This window comes from Micromonospora maris AB-18-032, from assembly GCF_000204155.1.
Classification (GTDB): Bacteria; Actinomycetota; Actinomycetes; order Mycobacteriales; family Micromonosporaceae; genus Micromonospora; species Micromonospora gifhornensis.
This window is the reverse complement of the sequence record NC_015434.1, coordinates 1,588,894-1,605,068: the sequence shown is the minus strand read 5'-3', so window position 1 is coordinate 1,605,068 and position 16,175 is coordinate 1,588,894. Positions and strand designations below refer to the sequence as shown.

Here is a 16,175-nt window from a genome sequence, read left to right as displayed (position 1 = left end):
CGAGGTCGTGCGGGCAGCACCCGCAGCGACCTCACTCGTGCACTTGAAGCCTGGTCATTTCTGGGACTTCATCGTGTGCTCATGCTGGTCGTCCTACCTTGCTAGCGAACCTCGCCCGACCGGATGGCCGGACGTGGTGGTTGACGCGTCAGGTACTCCGCGAGGGCTCCGTCATCGGGAACCCCGGCGAGGCGCAGCGCCCGCCCGAAGGCGCGGCGCCGCACTGCCTGCGCGAAGCAGGCCGGATCCGGGTGCATGTTCGCTCCCCGACCCGGCAGTCTGCGGGCCGGATCGGGTCGGAGACCGTAGCCAGCCTCGTCGTCGATCGCGACGATCCGCAGTAACTCACTGGCCGGCGCACGCTGTCGGCAGCCCACACAGGTGCGCTCCGGCGGCGTGCGTCGTACCACTGGTGGAAGTCTACCCCTAGCTGCCCGAGACCGCGCCGCCCGGTTCCCGGACCTGATCGACTCCAGGGCGACCGGCAGCGCCAGCCTGCTCGGCATCGGACCGAATGTCGATCCGCCATCCGGTCAACCGGGCAGCAAGCCGGGCGTTCTGCCCTTCCCGCCCGATCGCCAGCGACAACTGGAAATCCGGGACGGTCACCCGCGCCGCCCGGTTCGCCAGGTCGACCACCTCGACCCGCAGGGCCTTGGCCGGAGAAAGCGCATTACCGACGAAGGTGGCCGGATCGTCCGACCAGTCGATAATGTCGATTTTTTCGCCGTGCAGCTCGCTCATCACAGCCCGGACCCGCTGACCCATCGGACCGATGCAGGCACCCTTGGCGTTGACACCGGGCGTGGTGGAGCGCACAGCGATCTTCGTACGATGACCCGCCTCGCGGGCGATCGCGCTGATCTCGACGGTGCCGTCGGCGATCTCCGGCACCTCCAGCGCGAAGAGTTTCTTGACCAGGTTCGGATGCGTACGCGACAGGGTGATCTGCGGGCCGCGCATGCCCTTGGCCACGTGCACCACCACGCACCGGATCCGCTCACCGTGGGTGTACCGCTCCCCGGGGACCTGCTCCGACTGCGGCAGGACACCTTCCAGCTTGCCCAGGTCGACGGTGACGATGCCCTTCTCGGCCCGCGCCTCGTGCGCCTGCACCACCCCGGTCACCAGGTCGCCGTCGCGGCCCACGTACTCGCCGAAGTGCACCTCGTCGGTGGCCTCCCGCAACCGCTGGAGGATCACCTGCTTGGCCGTCATGGCGGCGATCCGACCGAAGTCGTGCGGAGTGTCGTCCCACTCCCGGACGACACCGCCCTCCGGGTCCATCTCCTGGGCGTAGACCAGGGCCGCGCCGCTCTTGCGGTCGATCTCCACCCGGGCGTGCGACTGGGCACCCTCGGTGTGCCGGTACGCGGTCAGCAACGCGGTCTCGATCGCCGCGAGGATCGTGTCGAACGGGATCTCCCGCTCGCGCTCGAGTGCGCGCAGCGCCGCGAGGTCGATGTTCACCTCTCCTCGTCCTCCACATCATCTTCGTCGTCGACGTCTTCTGATTCGGGTAGTTCGTCGAGGCGGCTGAACTCGACCTGCACCCGGCCCGGGCCGAGATCGGCGTACGGCCACTGGACGCGCTCACCGTCGACCTCCAGCGCCACGGACTCGTCGTCCGCGGCGACCACGCGACCGGTCACCTGCCGGTCGCCCGCCGGTCGGGCACCGGACTCGCCAGCGCCCCGGACGGTCACCCGGACCAGCCGGCCGACGTTGCGTCGCCAGTGCCGGGGCAGGGTCAACGGACGGTCCACGCCCGGTGAGCTCACCTCAAGCTGATATTCACCGGCGACGATGTCGCCGCCGCTCTCCTCGGCCGCGTCCAGCGCCGCCGAGACCGCCCGGGAAACGTCCGCCACCGCGTCCAGGTTGATCCCGCCGTCGGCGTCCACGATCACCCGGACCACGTGCCGACGGCCGGCCCGGGAGACGGACAGGTCCTCCAGGTCGTAACCGGCGCTGTCGACCACCGGCGCGATCACCGCACGTAGCCGCTCCCGGCGGGCGGCAAGGTCACCCCGGGCACCCTGGCCGCCACGCGGGGCCGGGCCGCCACGCGGTCGCCCCGCCGTTCTGGTGGCACGGCCACGCTGCGTCATCTGTCCGACCCTTCCACTGCTCGCCGACTGCCATGCCGGCACGCCACCGGTGCGGACGCGCCGGTGGCTGCGCAGAGCGTAACGCGCCCGCCTCCGGACGGCCCGGGCGGCGCACCGACGCCACCGCCGTACACGGGCCGTGGTGATGGTGTTGACTTGTCCGGTGGCGATGGGCAGAACGACTCGGCGGGACGGATCCTCCCCACTCTCCCGACGCGCGGTGCTGCGGGCCGGCGCGTTGCTGGCGCTCGGCGGGGCCGCCGCGCCGCTGACCGGATGCGGCTTGCTCGACCGCGACGAGCCGCCCCGGCCGGACCCGCTCGCTCCGCTGATCGACGAGTCGCTGCGCCTCGCGGCGGGGCTGCGCTCCGCCGCCGACGCCCATCCCGACCTGGCCGCCCGCCTCGTCCCACTGGCCGAGACACATGAGGCGCACGCCACAGAACTCGCCCGGGTGACCGGCACGGCCCTTCCGTCGGGGTCGCCGTCCGGATCGGCCGCCCCACCGTCACCGGAGCAGCCGGCGGGCCGGGCCGCCACCCTGTCCGCGCTGCGCAAGGCCGAACGCGCCGGGCGGGACTCGGCCACCGCGGCCTGCGCCGCCGCACCCGGTGACCGGGCCGCGCTGCTCGGCTCGATCGCCGCCGCGCGGGCCACCCACCTGGAGGCGCTCAAGTGATGACCGCACCGACCGGCACCGAGGACCCGCTCGCCGCCGCGCTCACCGCCGAATACGCCGCGATCTGGGCGTACGGCCCGATCGGGGTACGCCTCGCCGACGCCGAACGCAAGGCCGCCGTCGAGGCGGAGGACGCCCACCGCGGCCGGCGCGACGCCCTGATCCTGGAGTTGAGTACCGGTGGCGCCGCCGTTCCGCCGGACCGACCCGGCTACGCGCTGCCCTTCCCGGTCACCGACCGGGCCAGCGCGCTGCGGCTCGCGGTGGAGGTCGAGGAGCGCACCGCGGCGTTCTGGCGGGCGGTGCTGCCGGCCAGCACGGGTGCCGAACGGGACCGGGCACTGAGCGCTCTGATCGAGTACGCGGTACGGGCCACCCGCTGGCGACGGGCCGCCGGGATCACCCCGCTGACCGTGGCGTTTCCGGGCCGTCCTGGCTGAGCAGGCAGGCCCCGCGAGCCGCCCAGCGGTTGCGATCTGACATACCAGGTATGCATACTCCGCAGCATGTCCATCCGCCACGGTCTGCTCGCCCTGCTCGAACGCGGCCAGATGTACGGCTACCAACTGCGCGCCGCGTTCGAGGAGTCGACCGGCTCGACCTGGCCGCTGAACATCGGGCAGGTCTACACCACGCTGTCCCGGCTGGAACGTGACGGACTGGTCCGATCCCTGCCGGAGAGCGAGGCCGGGCAGCGGCCGTACGAGATCACCGACGCCGGGCGGGCGGACCTGGCGCTGTGGTTCGCCACGCCGATCAGCCGCACCGACCGCCCCCGCGACGAGTTGGCGATCAAGTTGGCATTGGCGTTGACCACGCCCGGGGTGGACGTCCGCACGGTGGTGCAGAACCAACGCACCGCCACCATGCGTACATTGCAGGAGTTGACGCGGTTGAAATACACCAGCGACCGGCCGGAGGATCTGCCCTGGCGGTTGGTGCTGGACGCGATGATGTTCCAGGCCGAGGCAGAGGTGCGCTGGCTCGACCACTGCGAGACGAGTCTGGTGCGACACCGCCCCCCGGCTTCCGGCCCGACGCCCACCTCCGAGGCGGTGGGCTTCAGGGATGAGGAGGCGCGACGGTGAGTTCGGGCAACGAACCGACACCTGCCCTTTCCAATCGCAGCGGTCAGCCGGGCGCGGGGGGCCAGGGCAGCGCCCCGACCGCGACGACGACCGACGCGGTGCTGGAACTGCGTGACGTACACCGCACCCACGGCAACGGCCCCGCCGCCGTCCACGCCCTGCGCGGAGTGAGCCTGGTCGTACGCCCCGGCGAACTGGTCGCCGTGATGGGTCCCTCCGGCTCCGGCAAGTCGACCTTGCTCACCCTGGCCGGTGGCCTGGACAGCCCGACCTCCGGTGAGGTGCACGTCGAGGGCCAGCCGCTGCACGCCCTGGACCGCAGCGGCCTGGCCCGGTTGCGGCGACGCCGGATCGGCTACATCTTCCAGAACCTGAACCTCATCGGCAGCCTGACCGCGGTGGAGAACGTCGCGCTGCCCCTGGAACTCGACGGGACGGGTGTGCGCCGGGCCCGGCGGCTCGCGCTTGACGCGCTGACCGAGGTGGGCATGTCGGAGCTGGGCGATCGGGTTCCGGACCAACTCTCCGGCGGTCAGCAGCAGCGGGTGGCGATCGCCCGGGCCCTGGTCGGCGAGCGTCGCCTCGTGCTGGCCGACGAGCCGACCGGAGCACTGGACTCGCAGACCGGGGAGGCCGTCCTGCGGCTGCTGCGCCGCCGGGTCGACGCGGGCGCCGCCGGTGTGCTGGTCACCCACGAGGCCCGACACGCCGGCTGGGCGGACCGGGTGGTGTTCCTGCGCGACGGCCTGGCCGTCGACTCGACCGCACCGCTGGTCGGCATCGAATCCCTGCTCTCCGGCAGCGGCCGGTGAGCGAGCAGGGACGCCCGAGGTTCGGTAAGGCACGGACGGCCGAGTTCGTCGGGTCGTGGCGCGCCGCGCTGCGCATCGCCCGCCGGGAGGCGAGGCGAGCGCGCGGCCGTACCGCCCTGGTGCTGAGCATGATCATCCTGCCGGTGCTGGCACTCACCTTCGTCGCGGTCAGCGTGGACATGTCGCGGCTCACCGCCGACGAACGACTCGACCGCCAACTGGCAGCGGCGGACGCCGAGCTGCGACTCGTCTCCCGCGCCGGCCCGATCACCCAGAGCGGCAACGGCGACCACTGGAACGTGGCGGTCGAGAACGACGACGAGACCACCGAGGTTCCGCGGCCGCCCAGCACGCAGGAGATCGCCGCCCTCCTTCCCGAAGGCAGCCACGTCCTGCCGGTGGTGCGCTGGCTGCCGATCACCACCTGGGATGACGACCAGGACCACATGCACGAGCTGACCGCGTCCGTGGTCGACCTGACCGATCCGCTCGGACGCGGACTGGCGCACATCCACGCCGGCCGGGCACCAGTCGGTGCCGACGAGATCGCGGTGAACCCGGCCGCTCGGCGCAAGCTCGGCGTAGCCCTCGGTGACCAGGTCAACGCCAGCAACGGCAGGCAGAGCTGGACGGTCGTCGGAGTGATCGAGGCTCCCGATCAGCTGAGCCCGGCAGCGATCCTGCACCCCGCCGGGGTGCCACCGGGCGCGGTGGAAATCGACCCTGTCTTCCTGGTCGACCTGCCCGGACCGATCACCACCGACCTGTTCCGCCACCTCAACGACCACGGCGTGGTGGTGACCACCCGGACTCCCGCGCCACCGACGGAGTACGACGCCGCGTGGCGCGGCGGGATCGGGGCGCGGGAGGAACTCAGCCTCGGGGTGCTGATCGGCGGACTCGGTCTGCTTGAGGTGGTGCTGCTGGTCGGCCCGGCCTTCGCCGTCGGGGTACGGCGCCGACGGCGGGAACTCGCGCTGGTCGCGGTGGCCGGTGGCGACGCCGCCCAACTGCGCCGGGTGGTACTCGCCGACGGTGTGGTCCTCGGCGCCGTCGGTGCCCTGCTCGGCATCGCGCTCGGCATCGGTCTGGCCGTGGCCGGTCGACCGTTGATGGAGGAGTTCGTCTTCCAGCACCGCTTCGGCGGGTACCGGTTCTGGCCCGCCGCCCTTGTCGTGATCGGGCTGGTCGCGGTGCTCGCCGGGGTGTTGGCGGCCCTGACACCGGCGTGGATGGCCGCGCGACAGGACGTGGTCGCCGGGCTCGCCAACCGGCGTACGCCTCCGGTGCACTCGCGGCGGTGGCTGATCGTCGGCCTGCTGCTGGCCGCCGGTGGGGCCGCGGTGGCCGCGCTCGGTGCGGTGGTGTCCTCGGATTCGGTCACCCTCGCCGGGCTGCTGGTCGGTGAACTCGGGCTGGTCTTCGCCACCCCGACGCTCGTCGGGCTGGTGGCCCGGGTCGGCCGGTTCCTGCCACTCGTGCCCCGGATGGCACTGCGCGACGCCAGCCGCAACCGGTCCTCGGCCGCGCCCGCCATCTCCGCGGTGATGGCCGCGGTCGCCGGCAGCGTCGCACTCGGTCTGCTGCTGGTCAGTGAGCAGGCGCGCGACGAGGAGCGGTTCCGACCGTCGTTGCCGGACCGCAGCGTGCTTGTATCGGTCGACGGTGCGCCCGGCGACCATTCGCCTCCCACGCTCGCCGAGATCACCGAACCGGCTCGCGAACATCTCCACGCCCGGGCCATCGCCCCGCTGATGTCGGCCGGTTGCGTGCGGTTGCCGGACAACTGTCTGATCACCGCGACGTTGCCGCCCGAGCGGGCCTGCCCGTGGCGAAGTGACCGGACGCTCAGCGAAGCCGAGCAGCTCCAGGCCCGGGCCGACCCCCGCTGCCAGGGACGACCCGACGACTACTTCGGTCTCACCTTCCGGGTGGCCGTCGACGACGGGTCGGCGCTGCCGATCCTCACCGGTGCCGGGCCGGATCAGGTCGCCGCCGCCACCGCCGTGCTGCGCGCCGGCGGTGCGGTGCTGACCGACCCCCGCTACGTGGTGGACGGTCGAGTGGAGTTGCAGGTGCTCCGCCACCTCGACGAGGAGCGGCAGGAGCAGGTGCGGACCCTGGAGGTGTCCGGCCACGCGCTGCACCACGATCTCGACATGAAGTGGCTGCTGCTGTCTCCGGCCGCAGCCGACCGGCTGGGACTCGTCACCAGACACACCGGCTGGGCGATCGGCAGCGATTCCGTACCCGAGCAGGAGCAGCAGATCCGGTTCAACACCGCGATCCGCGCGATCGGACCGCTCGGGGTGGAAATCTCGGATGCGCATTACCGCAGTGGCACGCTGGGCGGGTTGCTCCTGCTGGCCGGGGTCTCCGCGGTGGTGACGGTGGGTGCCACGGCCAGCGCCACCGGCCTGGCCGCGGCCGAGGGGCGCGCCGACCTGTCCACCCTCGCCGCGGTCGGCGCCAGTCCGCGCGTACGTCGACTGCTCTCCCTCTGCCAGGCCGGTGTGATCGCCGTGCTCGGCTCGGCGCTGGGCATCGTCGCCGGCCTCGGCGCCGCGATGATCATCTTGCTCTCCACAAACCAGCGGTACGTGGACACCTGGCCGATCGAGCCGCCGTACCCGGTGATCGTGCCCTGGATCACCCTGGGCGTACTCGTCGCGGTGCCGCTGGTGGCGATGGTCGGGGCGGCATTGTTCACCCGCTCCCGGCTGCCGGTGGAACGACGGATGGACTGAGCCGGGACACTAGGAGAATGTCCACTCTGGGTTCCCTCACCCGCCGACTCGGACGACACCGCTGGTTCGGTGCCGCCATGCGCCTGCTCGTCCCCGCCGACCGGCTCGTCGGGCGGCTCACCCGGGGCCGGGTGGTGGCGCTCGGGCTCGTACCGTCCCTAATCATCACCACGACCGGTCGCCGCTCCGGCAAACCCCGCAGCAACCCCCTGCTGTACGTACCCGACGGCACCTCGTACGTCGTGATCGGCTCCAACTGGGGACAGACCCACCAGCCGGCCTGGTCGCTCAACCTGCTGGCCAACCCCGAAGCCGAGGTCGACGTCGGGGGACGACGCATCCCGGTACGCGCCGAGTTGGCCACCGGCCCCGAACGCGACCGCCTGTGGCAACTGCTGCTCGACGAGTGGCCCGCCTACCAGGCCTACGTCGAACGATCCGGCGGCCGCCAAATCCGCATCTTCCGCCTAACCCCCACCACCCCCTAGCCCCTGCCCCTGCCCCTGCCCCTGCCCCGTCGATCTTGCACTTTTGGTCGCTGAATTGCGGCTTAAGTCGCTTTCACCCCGACAGAAAGTGCAAGATCGACGGTGCGGTCGGGCGGGGGCGGGGTGGGGGTGGGGGTGGGGTGGGAGGGGTGGGGGTGGGGGGAGGGCTAGCCTAGGCCGCCTTGGACGCCGATGAGGGTGCCGATGGCGTAGGTGGCTGCGGCGGCGGCGGCGCCCAGGAGCAGTTGGCGCAGGCCGCCGGTCCACCAGCGACGGTTGGTGAACCGGGAGACGACCGCGCCGGCGACGAAGAGGCCGAGCCCGCCGACCGCCAGGGCCAGCGCCAGGCTCGTCGCACCGAGCAGATACGGCAGCAGCGGCACCAGCGCGCCGACGGAGAAGCAGAGGAACGACGAGGTCGCCGCCGTCCACGGGTTCGGCTGTTCGTCCGGGTTGACGCCCAACTCCTCCTGCACGTGCACGCGCAGCGCCGTCTCCGGGTTGCGGCGGATCGCCTCGGCCATCTGCCGGGCGAGGTCCTCCGGCAGACCTCGGGCGACCCAGATCTCGGCCAGTTCCCTGGCCTCGCCCTCGGGGTTGCGTTCCAGTTCGCGCCGTTCCTTGGCCACCTCGGCGGCGATCTGCTCGTTGGCCGACCGGACGCTCGTGTACTCCCCGAGCGCCATCGAGATCGCGCCGGCGACCAGACCGGCGGTGCCGGTCAGCACGATGTTGCGCGGCGACACTCCGCCGCCGCCCACGCCCGCGATCAGCGCGATGTTGGTGACCAGGCCGTCCATCGCCCCGAAGACGGCCGGCCGCAGCCAGCCGCCCGAGACGTCCGCGTGGTGCGGCTCCCGAAGCGCCGCCGGAGTCTCGGTCACGGCAGGGTCAGGATCTCGTGACCGTCCTCGGTCACCACGATGGTGTGCTCGAACTGGGCGGTCCACTTGCGGTCCTTGGTGACCACCGTCCAGCCGTCGTCCCAGAGGTCGTACTGGTAGGTGCCGAGAGTGATCATGGGCTCGATGGTGAACGTCATGCCGGGCTCCATCACGTCGGTGGGCCGAGGGCTGTCGTAGTGCGGCACGTAGAGCCCGCTGTGGAACGCCTCACCGATGCCGTGGCCGGTGAAGTCACGGACCACCCCGTAACCGAACCGCTTGGCGTACGACTCGATGACCCGGCCGATGACGTTGATCTGGCGGCCCGGGGCGACCGCCCGGATGCCGCGCATCATCGCCTCGTGGGTCCGCTCGACGAGCAGCCCGGCTTCCTCGCTGACCTCACCGACGCAGAAGGTGGCGTTGGTGTCGCCGTGCACCCCGCCGATGAAGGCGGTGACGTCGACGTTGATGATGTCGCCGTCGGCCAGCACCGTCGAATCCGGGATGCCGTGGCAGATCACCTCGTTGAGGCTGGTGCAGCAGGACTTCGGGAAGCCCTTGTAGCCCAGTGTCGACGGGTATGCGTCGTGGTCGACGAGGAACTCGTGCACCACCCGGTCGATCTCGTCGGTGGTGACGCCGGGCTTGCAGTGCTCCCCCGCGAGCTGCACGGCCTGGGCGGCGATCCGCCCGGCGACCCGCATCTTCTCGACGGTCTCCGGAGTCTGCACGTGCGACCCCTGCCACGGCCGGGGCGCCTTCTTACCGACGTACTCGGGCCGGGCGATGTTGGCGGGCACCTGCCGCCACGGGGATTGCCTGCCTGGGGTCAGCGGCGCACGGACGGTCATGCGGCAAGCCTATCGCCGAGCGCTCGGTGACCCCCAACACCGTCCGGGACCGACGGTTGTTGCCACACCAGGAACGCTGTGTCAAGGTGTCAGCGTGGATCAAGGGAGCGCACCTCCCGTCTTCTCCGCCGTCGCGGAGACCGACGGTGATCACCTCATCGTGGTGGTCACCGGTGAGGTCGACATGGCCACCGCCGACACCATGCTGCAGGCCGCGCTCCGCGAGCCGGCGGCCCGGGTGACCCTCGACCTGCGGGCGGTCACCTTCTTCGACTCGGCGGCCATCCATGCGGTGGTTCGACTCGCCGGCCACTATCCGGGCACCCTGACCGTGCTGCCCTCCCGACAGGTCACCCGGGTGCTGGAGATCGCCGGGCTGGGCGGGCAACCCTGGCTGCCGCCCGGCTGACCGGCCGACCGACGCGAAGATCAAGTGCGGCGGTCGGGAGGACTCAGTCCTCCAGCCTTCGGCGCAGGGTGACCTGCGTCCCTTCTGGGGTGTGGTCGACCGACAGCTCCCCGAGTGCCCGGATCAGCGACAGGCCCCGGCCCCGGAAGCCCGAACCTGTCGACTTGCGCCACCGGCCGGTGTCCCGCACCGTCGCCACGACCTCCCGGTTCTCCACCGACACCTCGATCTCGATCACCGGCTCCACCGGGTCGACCGGATGCTCGATCGCGTTCGCCGCCGCTTCGGAGACCGCCACGGTGAGGTCGAACAGGTCGGTTTCGCTCACCTCGTGCGCGACGAGGAAGTCCTCAAGTCGCTTGCGGAGCACGCTCAGCCGGGTCGGGTCGGCGGGCAGCCGCAGCGCGAACCGGTTGAGTTCGGTGGCCTCCAGAGCGAGCACCGCCACGTCGTCGCGGCGCGGCCGGTCGGCGACCCGGTTGACCACCGTGTCGACCAGATCCGCCACGTGTTCGCTGGCCCGGGCGGCGTCGGCCCGCAACTGGGTCAGGGCCACGTCGATGGCGACCTGCCGGTCCTCGATCAGCCCGTCGGTGTAGAGCAGCAGACGGTCACCGGCCCGCAGCTCGCCGGAGACCGTCTCGTACGCCGCGCCGGGGATCGCTCCGACCGGCGGACCGAGGGCCCGGTCGTGCAGGAACGCCACGTCGCTGCCGCGGATCAGCAGCGGGGACGGGTGGCCGGCGCTGGCGTAGCGCAACTGCCCGGTACGCGGGCTGAACCAGAGGCAGAAGACCGTGGCGAAGGTACGCGACTCGGTGGAGTCCACCAGCCGGTTCAGTCGGGTCAGCGACTCACCCGGGTCGAAACCCTCCAGCACGTACGCCCGCAGCGCGTTGCGCAGCTGACCCATGGCCGCCGCGGCCGGCACGCCCTTGCCGACCACATCGCCGATCACCAGGACGAGTTCGTCGTCGTCGCGGGCGACGACGTCGTACCAGTCGCCGCCCACCTCGACGTCGGCGCTACCCGGCAGGTAGCGGCTGGCGACCACGGTGCCGGGCAGTTGCGGCAGCGTACGGGGCAGCAGACTGTGTTGCAGGGTGGTGGCGATGCGGTGCTCGGCCTCGTAGAGCTGAGCGTTCTCCAGCCGGACGCCGACCAGTCGGGCCAATTGGGTCAACGCGGCCTCGTCGGTGCCGATGCCGTCCACGGACGGCCGCCACACCCGCAGCTCACCGAGCTGCCGTCCGGCGACGCCGGTCAACGGCAGCACGAAGGACGGGTCGACCGGCGCGGTGCCGCCGCCGTCGGCCTCGTACCGTGCCCCGCCGGCGGCGACCACGACCCGGACGGCCTCGGCGAGGCTGAGCGCGTGCCGGGCCGCGACCTGGAGCACGTCGGCGGTGGACCGGGCGGTGTTCACCGCGACCGCGGCGTCGGCGAGGGCGCGCAGCCGGCGGATGATCTGGCCGCGCAGCTGGCCGAGTTCCACGTTGGCGCGGACCCGGGCGATCAGCTCCTGCCCGGAGAAGGGCTTGGTCAGGTAGTCGTCCGCGCCGACCGACAGCCCGGCCACCTCTTCGGCGGAACCGGCTCGGGCGGAGAGCAGCACGATCGGGACGTACCGGGTGCGGGGGTCCGCGCGCAGCGCGGCGACCAGGCCGAATCCGTCCAGCCGGGGCATCATCACGTCGGTGAGCACCAGGTCGAAGGCAACCTCGGTGGCTACCCGCAGCGCCTCGACGCCGTCGGTGGCGGTCACCACGTCCCAGGTCGGCCCGAGCAACCGGGCCACGTGTTCGCGCAGGTCGGGGTTGTCGTCGACGACCAGGATGCGGCCGTGCGAGCCGGCCGGGACCGATCCGGGGGTGGGCGTGGCGTGGTCGTCGCTGGTCCAGCGAGCCGACTCGGCCACGAACAGCGGGGCCTGCCGCAGCTCGCGTTCGGTGGGGTCGGCGTCGGCGACCCGCTCGGCGGGCAGGTGCGCGGTGCCGAACGGGATGGTGACCGCGAAGGTGCTGCCCTTGTCGACCTGACTGCTGGCGCTGACCTGCCCGCCGTGCATCTCGACCAGTTCACGGACCAGCGCGAGCCCGATGCCGGTGCCCTCGTGACTGCGGGAACGCACCCCCGGCACCCGGTGGAAGCGTTCGAACACGTGCGGCAGTTCGTCCGGGTGGATGCCCACGCCGGTGTCGGTGACCTCCAGCCGGGCCGCCCCGTCGACCGGCCGGACCCGGATCTGGATCTCGCCGTCGAAGGTGAACTTCACGGCGTTGGAGACCAGGTTGAGGACGATCTTCTCCCACATGTCCTGGTCGACGTAGACCGGCTCGGCCAACGGCGGACAGTCCACCACCAGGCGCACGCCGGTGCGTTCGGTGGCCGAGCGGAAGGTGCTGGCCAACCTGCCGGTGTAGTCGGCCAGGTCGGTGGGCTCGTAGTGGGCGGCCAGCCGGCCCGACTCCAGGCGGGAGAAGTCCAGCACGGTGTTGACCAGCTTGAGCAGTCGCAGCCCGTTGCGGTGCATCACGGTGAGCCGCTGGGTGTACGCCTCCGGCAGCTCGGGATCGGCGAGCATCTCCTCCAGCGGGCCGAGCACGAGCGTCAGCGGCGTACGGAATTCGTGGCTGACGTTGGCGAAGAAGTTGGTCTTCGCCAGGTCCAGCGCGGCCAGTTCGGCGGCGCGGGCCCGTTCCTGCTCGTACGCCCGCTGTTTGCCGACCGCCCGGGAGATCTGGGCGGCCACCAGCTCGAAGAAGGTGCGGTAGTCGTCGGTGAACGGCAGCCGGCGGGCCACGCCGAGCACCAGGACACCGGCCGGCTCGTTGGTCGCGCTGATCGGCAGCACCACCACCTCGTCGGCGGCTCCGGTGGGGACCCGGCCGAGCAGATCGACGGTGGGCACGGTGACGGCGGCACCGGTCATCGCGACCTCGACCAGCCGGCTCGCCGGATCGGCGGGCGCGCTGTCGAGCCCGGTCATTCCGGCCCGACGCAGGTGCCCGTCGCCGGCGTCGAGATAGAGCAGGGCGAAGGGCACGTCCGCGCGATGCCGGTCGAGCACGGCCGTGACGGCGCGACCGAGGTCCTCGATGCTGCCCGGATCGGCCAGTTCCGACCCGAGTTCGGCCAGGGCGCGCAACCGGCGTTCACCGAGCACCCGGCCGGTGGTCTCGCTGCAGATGCAGAGGACGCCGTGGATGGCCCCGTCCGCGCCACGGATCGGGTCGTAGGAGACGTCGAAGTAGACGTCCTCGACGAAGCCGTGCCGGTCGAGCAGAAAATGATGGTCCTGCGCCTGGTACGCCTCGCCGTCGCGCAGCACCCCGGTCAGCAGCGGCCCCAGCACCTCCCAGGTCTCCGCCCAGTGTTCGCGGGCCGGCTGCCCGAGCACGGCGGGATGCTTGTCGCCGATGGTCGGCCGGTAGGCGTCGTTGTAGAAGGCGCGTAACTCCTCGCCCCAGAACACGACGATCTGCGCCTTGGAGGCGAGCATCGTGCTCAACGCGTTGCCCAGCGCGTCGGGCCAGTGCTCCGGGACGCCCAGCGGACTCGCCGACCAGTCATGATCGCGCAGCAACCGGCCCATCTCGCCGCCCCCGGCGAAGGCTGCCGCGAGAAGAGGCGGAATCCGGCCGTCCGTCCCGGACGGATAGCCTCCGCCCGCACCCCCTTGGGCCGAGTTCATGCAGCCTCCCCGGCCGTCCACATGCGCTCCGATCATCTCTGCCGCGTCCGCCTTCTACCCCGACGGGCCAGCAACGTAACGCATCAGGACTGCCAGACGCTGCTTGGAGCCGTCCGGTCCGCGGCACCACCCGGGCCGATCACTTTTCGCATTGGGGCCATCACAGCGGGGTGACATACGCTCCGGTGATCCCGCCGTCCACCACGAACTGTGCAGCGGTCATGAACGATGCGTCATCGCTGGCCAGGAAGGCGACCGCGGCGGCGATCTCGCTCGGCTCGCCGAAACGCCCCATCGGCACGTGCACCAGCCGACGCGCGGCGCGTTCCGGGTCGGCCGCGAACAACTCCCGCAGCAGCGGGGTGGCCACCGGGCCGGGACACAGGGCATTGACCCGGATGCCCTCCCGGGCGAACTGCACGCCAAGCTCCCGGGTGAGCGCCAGCACGCCACCCTTGCTCGCGGTGTAGGCGATCTGCGACGTCGCAGCACCCATCAGCGCCACGAAGGAGGCGGTGTTGATGATCGATCCACGGCCCTGCCGACGCATGTGCGGGATCACGTACTTGCAGCAGAGGTAGACGCTCGTGGTGTTGACCCGCAGCACCCGTTCCCAGGCGTCCAGGCCGGTTTCCAGGATCGAATCGTCGTCCGGTGGGGAGATGCCGGCGTTGTTGAAGGCGACGTCCACCCGCCCGTACCGCTCGACCACCCCGTCGAACAGGGCCCGCACCGCCGCCTCGTCGGCCACGTCGGCGGCGACGAAGCTGCCGTCGACCTCCTCGGCGGCCCGTCGACCGGCCTCGGCGTCGATGTCGACGCAGACCACCTGCGCCCCCTCGGCGGCGAACCGGCGTACCGTGGCCAGCCCGATTCCGCTGGCCGCTCCGGTCACCACGGCGACCCGGTCCTGCAACCGTCCCGGCATGCTCACTCCTCTGTGCTGATGAACACGTTCTTGACGTCGGTGAAGGCGTGCAGCGCGTCGGGGCCCAGTTCCCGGCCCAGCCCGGAACGCTTCATGCCGCCGAACGGGGTCCAGTAGCGCACCGAGGAGTGCGAGTTGACGCTGAGGTTGCCGGACTCGACCGCCCGGGCCACCCGCAGCGCCCGGCCCACGTCCCGGGTCCAGATCGAGCCGGACAGGCCGTACTCGGTGTCGTTGGCCAGCCGGATCGCGTCGGCCTCGTCGTCGAACGGGAGCACCGAGACCACCGGGCCGAACACCTCCTCCCGCCAGTGCCGGTCGGCGGGCGAGTCGGTGAGCAGCACCGTCGGGGCGTACCAGTAGCCGGGGCCGGAGGGGCAACCGCCGGTGAAGGCGACCCGCGCGTCGTCGACGTAGCCGGCGACCCGGTCGCGGTGCCCGGCCGAGATGAGCGGCCCCATCTCGGTCTCCTCGGCGGCCGGGTCACCGACCCGGAAGGCCTGCACCGCCGGTTCGAGCAGTTCGAGGAAGCGGTCGTGGACCGACCGCTGCACCAGCAGCCGGGAGCGGGCGCAGCAGTCCTGGCCGGCGTTGTCGAAGACGGCGTACGGCGCGGTGGCCGCCGCCCGTTCCAGGTCGGCGTCGGCGAAGACCACATTCGCCGACTTGCCGCCCAACTCCAGGGTCAGCCGTTTCACCTGGGCCGCGCAGCCGGACATGATCCGGGTGCCGACCTCGGTGGAACCGGTAAAAACGATCTTGCGTACGGCCGGATGGGTGACGAACCGTTCGCCGACCACGTCACCCCGACCGGGCAGTACGGTGAACACCCCCTCGGGCAGGCCCGCTTCCAGCGCCAACTCGGCCAGCCGCAGCGCGGTCAGCGGGGTCAACTCGGCGGGTTTGAGCACCACCGTGTTGCCGGCGGCCAGGGCCGGGGCGAAGCCCCACGCGGCGATGGGCATCGGGAAGTTCCACGGCACGATCACCCCGACCACGCCCAACGGCTCGTGGAAGGTGACGTCCAGCCCACCCGGCACCGGGATCTGCCGTCCGGTCAGCCGCTCGGGCGCGCCCGCGTAGTAGTCGAGCACGTCCCGCACGTTGCCCGCCTCCCAGCGAGCATTGCCGACGGTGTGCCCGGCATTACGCACCTCCAGCCCCGCAAGTTCCTCCAGATGCGCATCCACCACCGACGCGAACCGCCGCAGCATCCGCGCCCGCTCCCCCGGCGCCACCCTGCGCCACCGCTCAAACGCAACCCCCGCCCGCGCAACCGCCGCATCCACCTCCCCCACCGAACACCCCGCAACCTCCCCCAACACCACTCCCCGAGCCGGATCCCAAACCACCCCCACGCCCAACCCCCTCTCCCTCAGCGCCCTCAACACCCTCAACACCCCACCCACCCCTACCCACCCACCCCACCCACCCCACCCGCCTCAGCCCGTCGATCTTGCACTTTTGGTCGGGACAAAAGC

General features: G+C 71.6%; 15 protein-coding genes. 7 read left to right on the top strand and 8 right to left on the bottom strand.

Annotation, left to right across the window (positions count from 1 at the left end; genetic code table 11):
* Positions 1-101: 101 nt before the first annotated feature.
* Genes VAB18032_RS30550 through rimP form a run of 3 tightly spaced genes read right to left on the bottom strand, consistent with a single transcriptional unit; the run spans position 102 to position 2,111 of the window.
* Positions 102-506 (bottom strand): YlxR family protein, encoded by a 405-nt coding sequence (locus tag VAB18032_RS30550; protein ID WP_126711491.1) that lies wholly within the window; start codon positions 504-506, stop codon positions 102-104.
* Positions 427-1,470 (bottom strand): transcription termination factor NusA, encoded by a 1,044-nt coding sequence (gene nusA / locus VAB18032_RS07410; RefSeq protein WP_013732172.1) that lies wholly within the window; start codon positions 1,468-1,470, stop codon positions 427-429. Before nusA ends, VAB18032_RS30550 begins: the two co-directional genes overlap by 80 nt.
* A complete protein-coding gene (gene rimP, locus VAB18032_RS07405; RefSeq protein ID WP_043719985.1) occupies positions 1,467-2,111 on the bottom strand; it encodes a ribosome maturation factor RimP in 645 nt (214 codons plus the stop codon). Before rimP ends, nusA begins: the two co-directional genes overlap by 4 nt.
* A 220-nt stretch (positions 2,112-2,331) precedes the next feature.
* Between rimP and VAB18032_RS07400 the strand changes: the two genes are divergently transcribed.
* The 6 genes from VAB18032_RS07400 (at position 2,332) to VAB18032_RS07375 (ending at position 7,925) form a co-directional block, all read left to right on the top strand.
* Positions 2,332-2,790, top strand: a complete 459-nt coding sequence (locus VAB18032_RS07400) for a hypothetical protein (protein ID WP_013732170.1) — start codon at positions 2,332-2,334, stop codon at positions 2,788-2,790.
* On the top strand, positions 2,790-3,230 hold the full coding sequence (locus VAB18032_RS07395) for a ferritin-like domain-containing protein (protein WP_013732169.1): 441 nt from the start codon (positions 2,790-2,792) through the stop codon (positions 3,228-3,230). Before VAB18032_RS07400 ends, VAB18032_RS07395 begins: the two co-directional genes overlap by 1 nt.
* A gap of 66 nt (positions 3,231-3,296) precedes the next feature.
* A complete protein-coding gene (locus VAB18032_RS07390; RefSeq protein ID WP_013732168.1) occupies positions 3,297-3,878 on the top strand; it encodes a PadR family transcriptional regulator in 582 nt (193 codons plus the stop codon).
* Positions 3,879-3,976: 98 nt separating this feature from the next.
* The gene (locus tag VAB18032_RS07385; RefSeq protein ID WP_043723355.1) at positions 3,977-4,690 is read left to right on the top strand and encodes an ABC transporter ATP-binding protein; all 714 of its coding nucleotides are present in this window, start codon (positions 3,977-3,979) and stop codon (positions 4,688-4,690) included.
* Positions 4,687-7,437: an ABC transporter permease gene (locus tag VAB18032_RS07380; RefSeq protein WP_013732166.1), complete on the top strand. Its 2,751-nt coding sequence runs from the start codon at positions 4,687-4,689 to the stop codon at positions 7,435-7,437. Before VAB18032_RS07385 ends, VAB18032_RS07380 begins: the two co-directional genes overlap by 4 nt.
* A 17-nt stretch (positions 7,438-7,454) precedes the next feature.
* Positions 7,455-7,925 (top strand): nitroreductase family deazaflavin-dependent oxidoreductase, encoded by a 471-nt coding sequence (locus tag VAB18032_RS07375; protein ID WP_013732165.1) that lies wholly within the window; start codon positions 7,455-7,457, stop codon positions 7,923-7,925.
* 167 nt (positions 7,926-8,092) lie between these two features.
* Here VAB18032_RS07375 and VAB18032_RS07370 read toward each other — a convergent pair whose 3' ends face one another.
* On the bottom strand, positions 8,093-8,809 hold the full coding sequence (locus tag VAB18032_RS07370; protein ID WP_013732164.1) for a VIT1/CCC1 transporter family protein: 717 nt from the start codon (positions 8,807-8,809) through the stop codon (positions 8,093-8,095).
* On the bottom strand, positions 8,806-9,663 hold the full coding sequence (gene map, locus VAB18032_RS07365) for a type I methionyl aminopeptidase (RefSeq protein WP_013732163.1): 858 nt from the start codon (positions 9,661-9,663) through the stop codon (positions 8,806-8,808). Before map ends, VAB18032_RS07370 begins: the two co-directional genes overlap by 4 nt.
* A gap of 94 nt (positions 9,664-9,757) precedes the next feature.
* Between map and VAB18032_RS07360 the strand changes: the two genes are divergently transcribed.
* Entirely contained in the window at positions 9,758-10,072 is a 315-nt protein-coding gene (locus tag VAB18032_RS07360) for an STAS domain-containing protein (protein WP_013732162.1), read from the top strand.
* A gap of 43 nt (positions 10,073-10,115) precedes the next feature.
* On the opposite strand, the gene VAB18032_RS07355 is transcribed toward VAB18032_RS07360, so the two are convergent.
* The 3 genes from VAB18032_RS07355 to VAB18032_RS07345 form a co-directional block, all read right to left on the bottom strand.
* Positions 10,116-13,766 carry a SpoIIE family protein phosphatase gene (locus VAB18032_RS07355; RefSeq protein ID WP_043719980.1) on the bottom strand — a complete coding sequence of 1,217 codons (3,651 nt, stop codon included), beginning with the start codon at positions 13,764-13,766 and terminating at the stop codon, positions 10,116-10,118.
* Between the two features lie 160 nt (positions 13,767-13,926).
* Entirely contained in the window at positions 13,927-14,694 is a 768-nt protein-coding gene (locus VAB18032_RS07350; protein ID WP_013732160.1) for a 3-oxoacyl-ACP reductase, read from the bottom strand.
* Between the two features lie 2 nt (positions 14,695-14,696).
* Positions 14,697-16,052, bottom strand: a complete 1,356-nt coding sequence (locus VAB18032_RS07345) for an aldehyde dehydrogenase family protein (RefSeq protein ID WP_043719975.1) — start codon at positions 16,050-16,052, stop codon at positions 14,697-14,699.
* Positions 16,053-16,175 lie beyond the last annotated feature (123 nt).

Bases quoted from the DNA above. Each gene is read 5' to 3' on its own strand.
- VAB18032_RS30550 (WP_126711491.1), bottom strand. From the start codon at position 506: ATGCCGAGCAGGCTGGCGCTGCCGGTCGCCCTGGAGTCGATCAGGTCC.
- rimP (WP_043719985.1), bottom strand. From the start codon at position 2,111: ATGACGCAGCGTGGCCGTGCCACCAGAACGGCGGGGCGACCGCGTGGC.
- VAB18032_RS07395 (WP_013732169.1), top strand. From the start codon at position 2,790: ATGACCGCACCGACCGGCACCGAGGACCCGCTCGCCGCCGCGCTCACC.
- VAB18032_RS07390 (WP_013732168.1), top strand. From the start codon at position 3,297: ATGTCCATCCGCCACGGTCTGCTCGCCCTGCTCGAACGCGGCCAGATG.
- VAB18032_RS07375 (WP_013732165.1), top strand. From the start codon at position 7,455: ATGTCCACTCTGGGTTCCCTCACCCGCCGACTCGGACGACACCGCTGG.
- map (WP_013732163.1), bottom strand. From the start codon at position 9,663: ATGACCGTCCGTGCGCCGCTGACCCCAGGCAGGCAATCCCCGTGGCGG.
- VAB18032_RS07355 (WP_043719980.1), bottom strand. From the start codon at position 13,766: ATGAACTCGGCCCAAGGGGGTGCGGGCGGAGGCTATCCGTCCGGGACG.
- VAB18032_RS07350 (WP_013732160.1), bottom strand. From the start codon at position 14,694: ATGCCGGGACGGTTGCAGGACCGGGTCGCCGTGGTGACCGGAGCGGCC.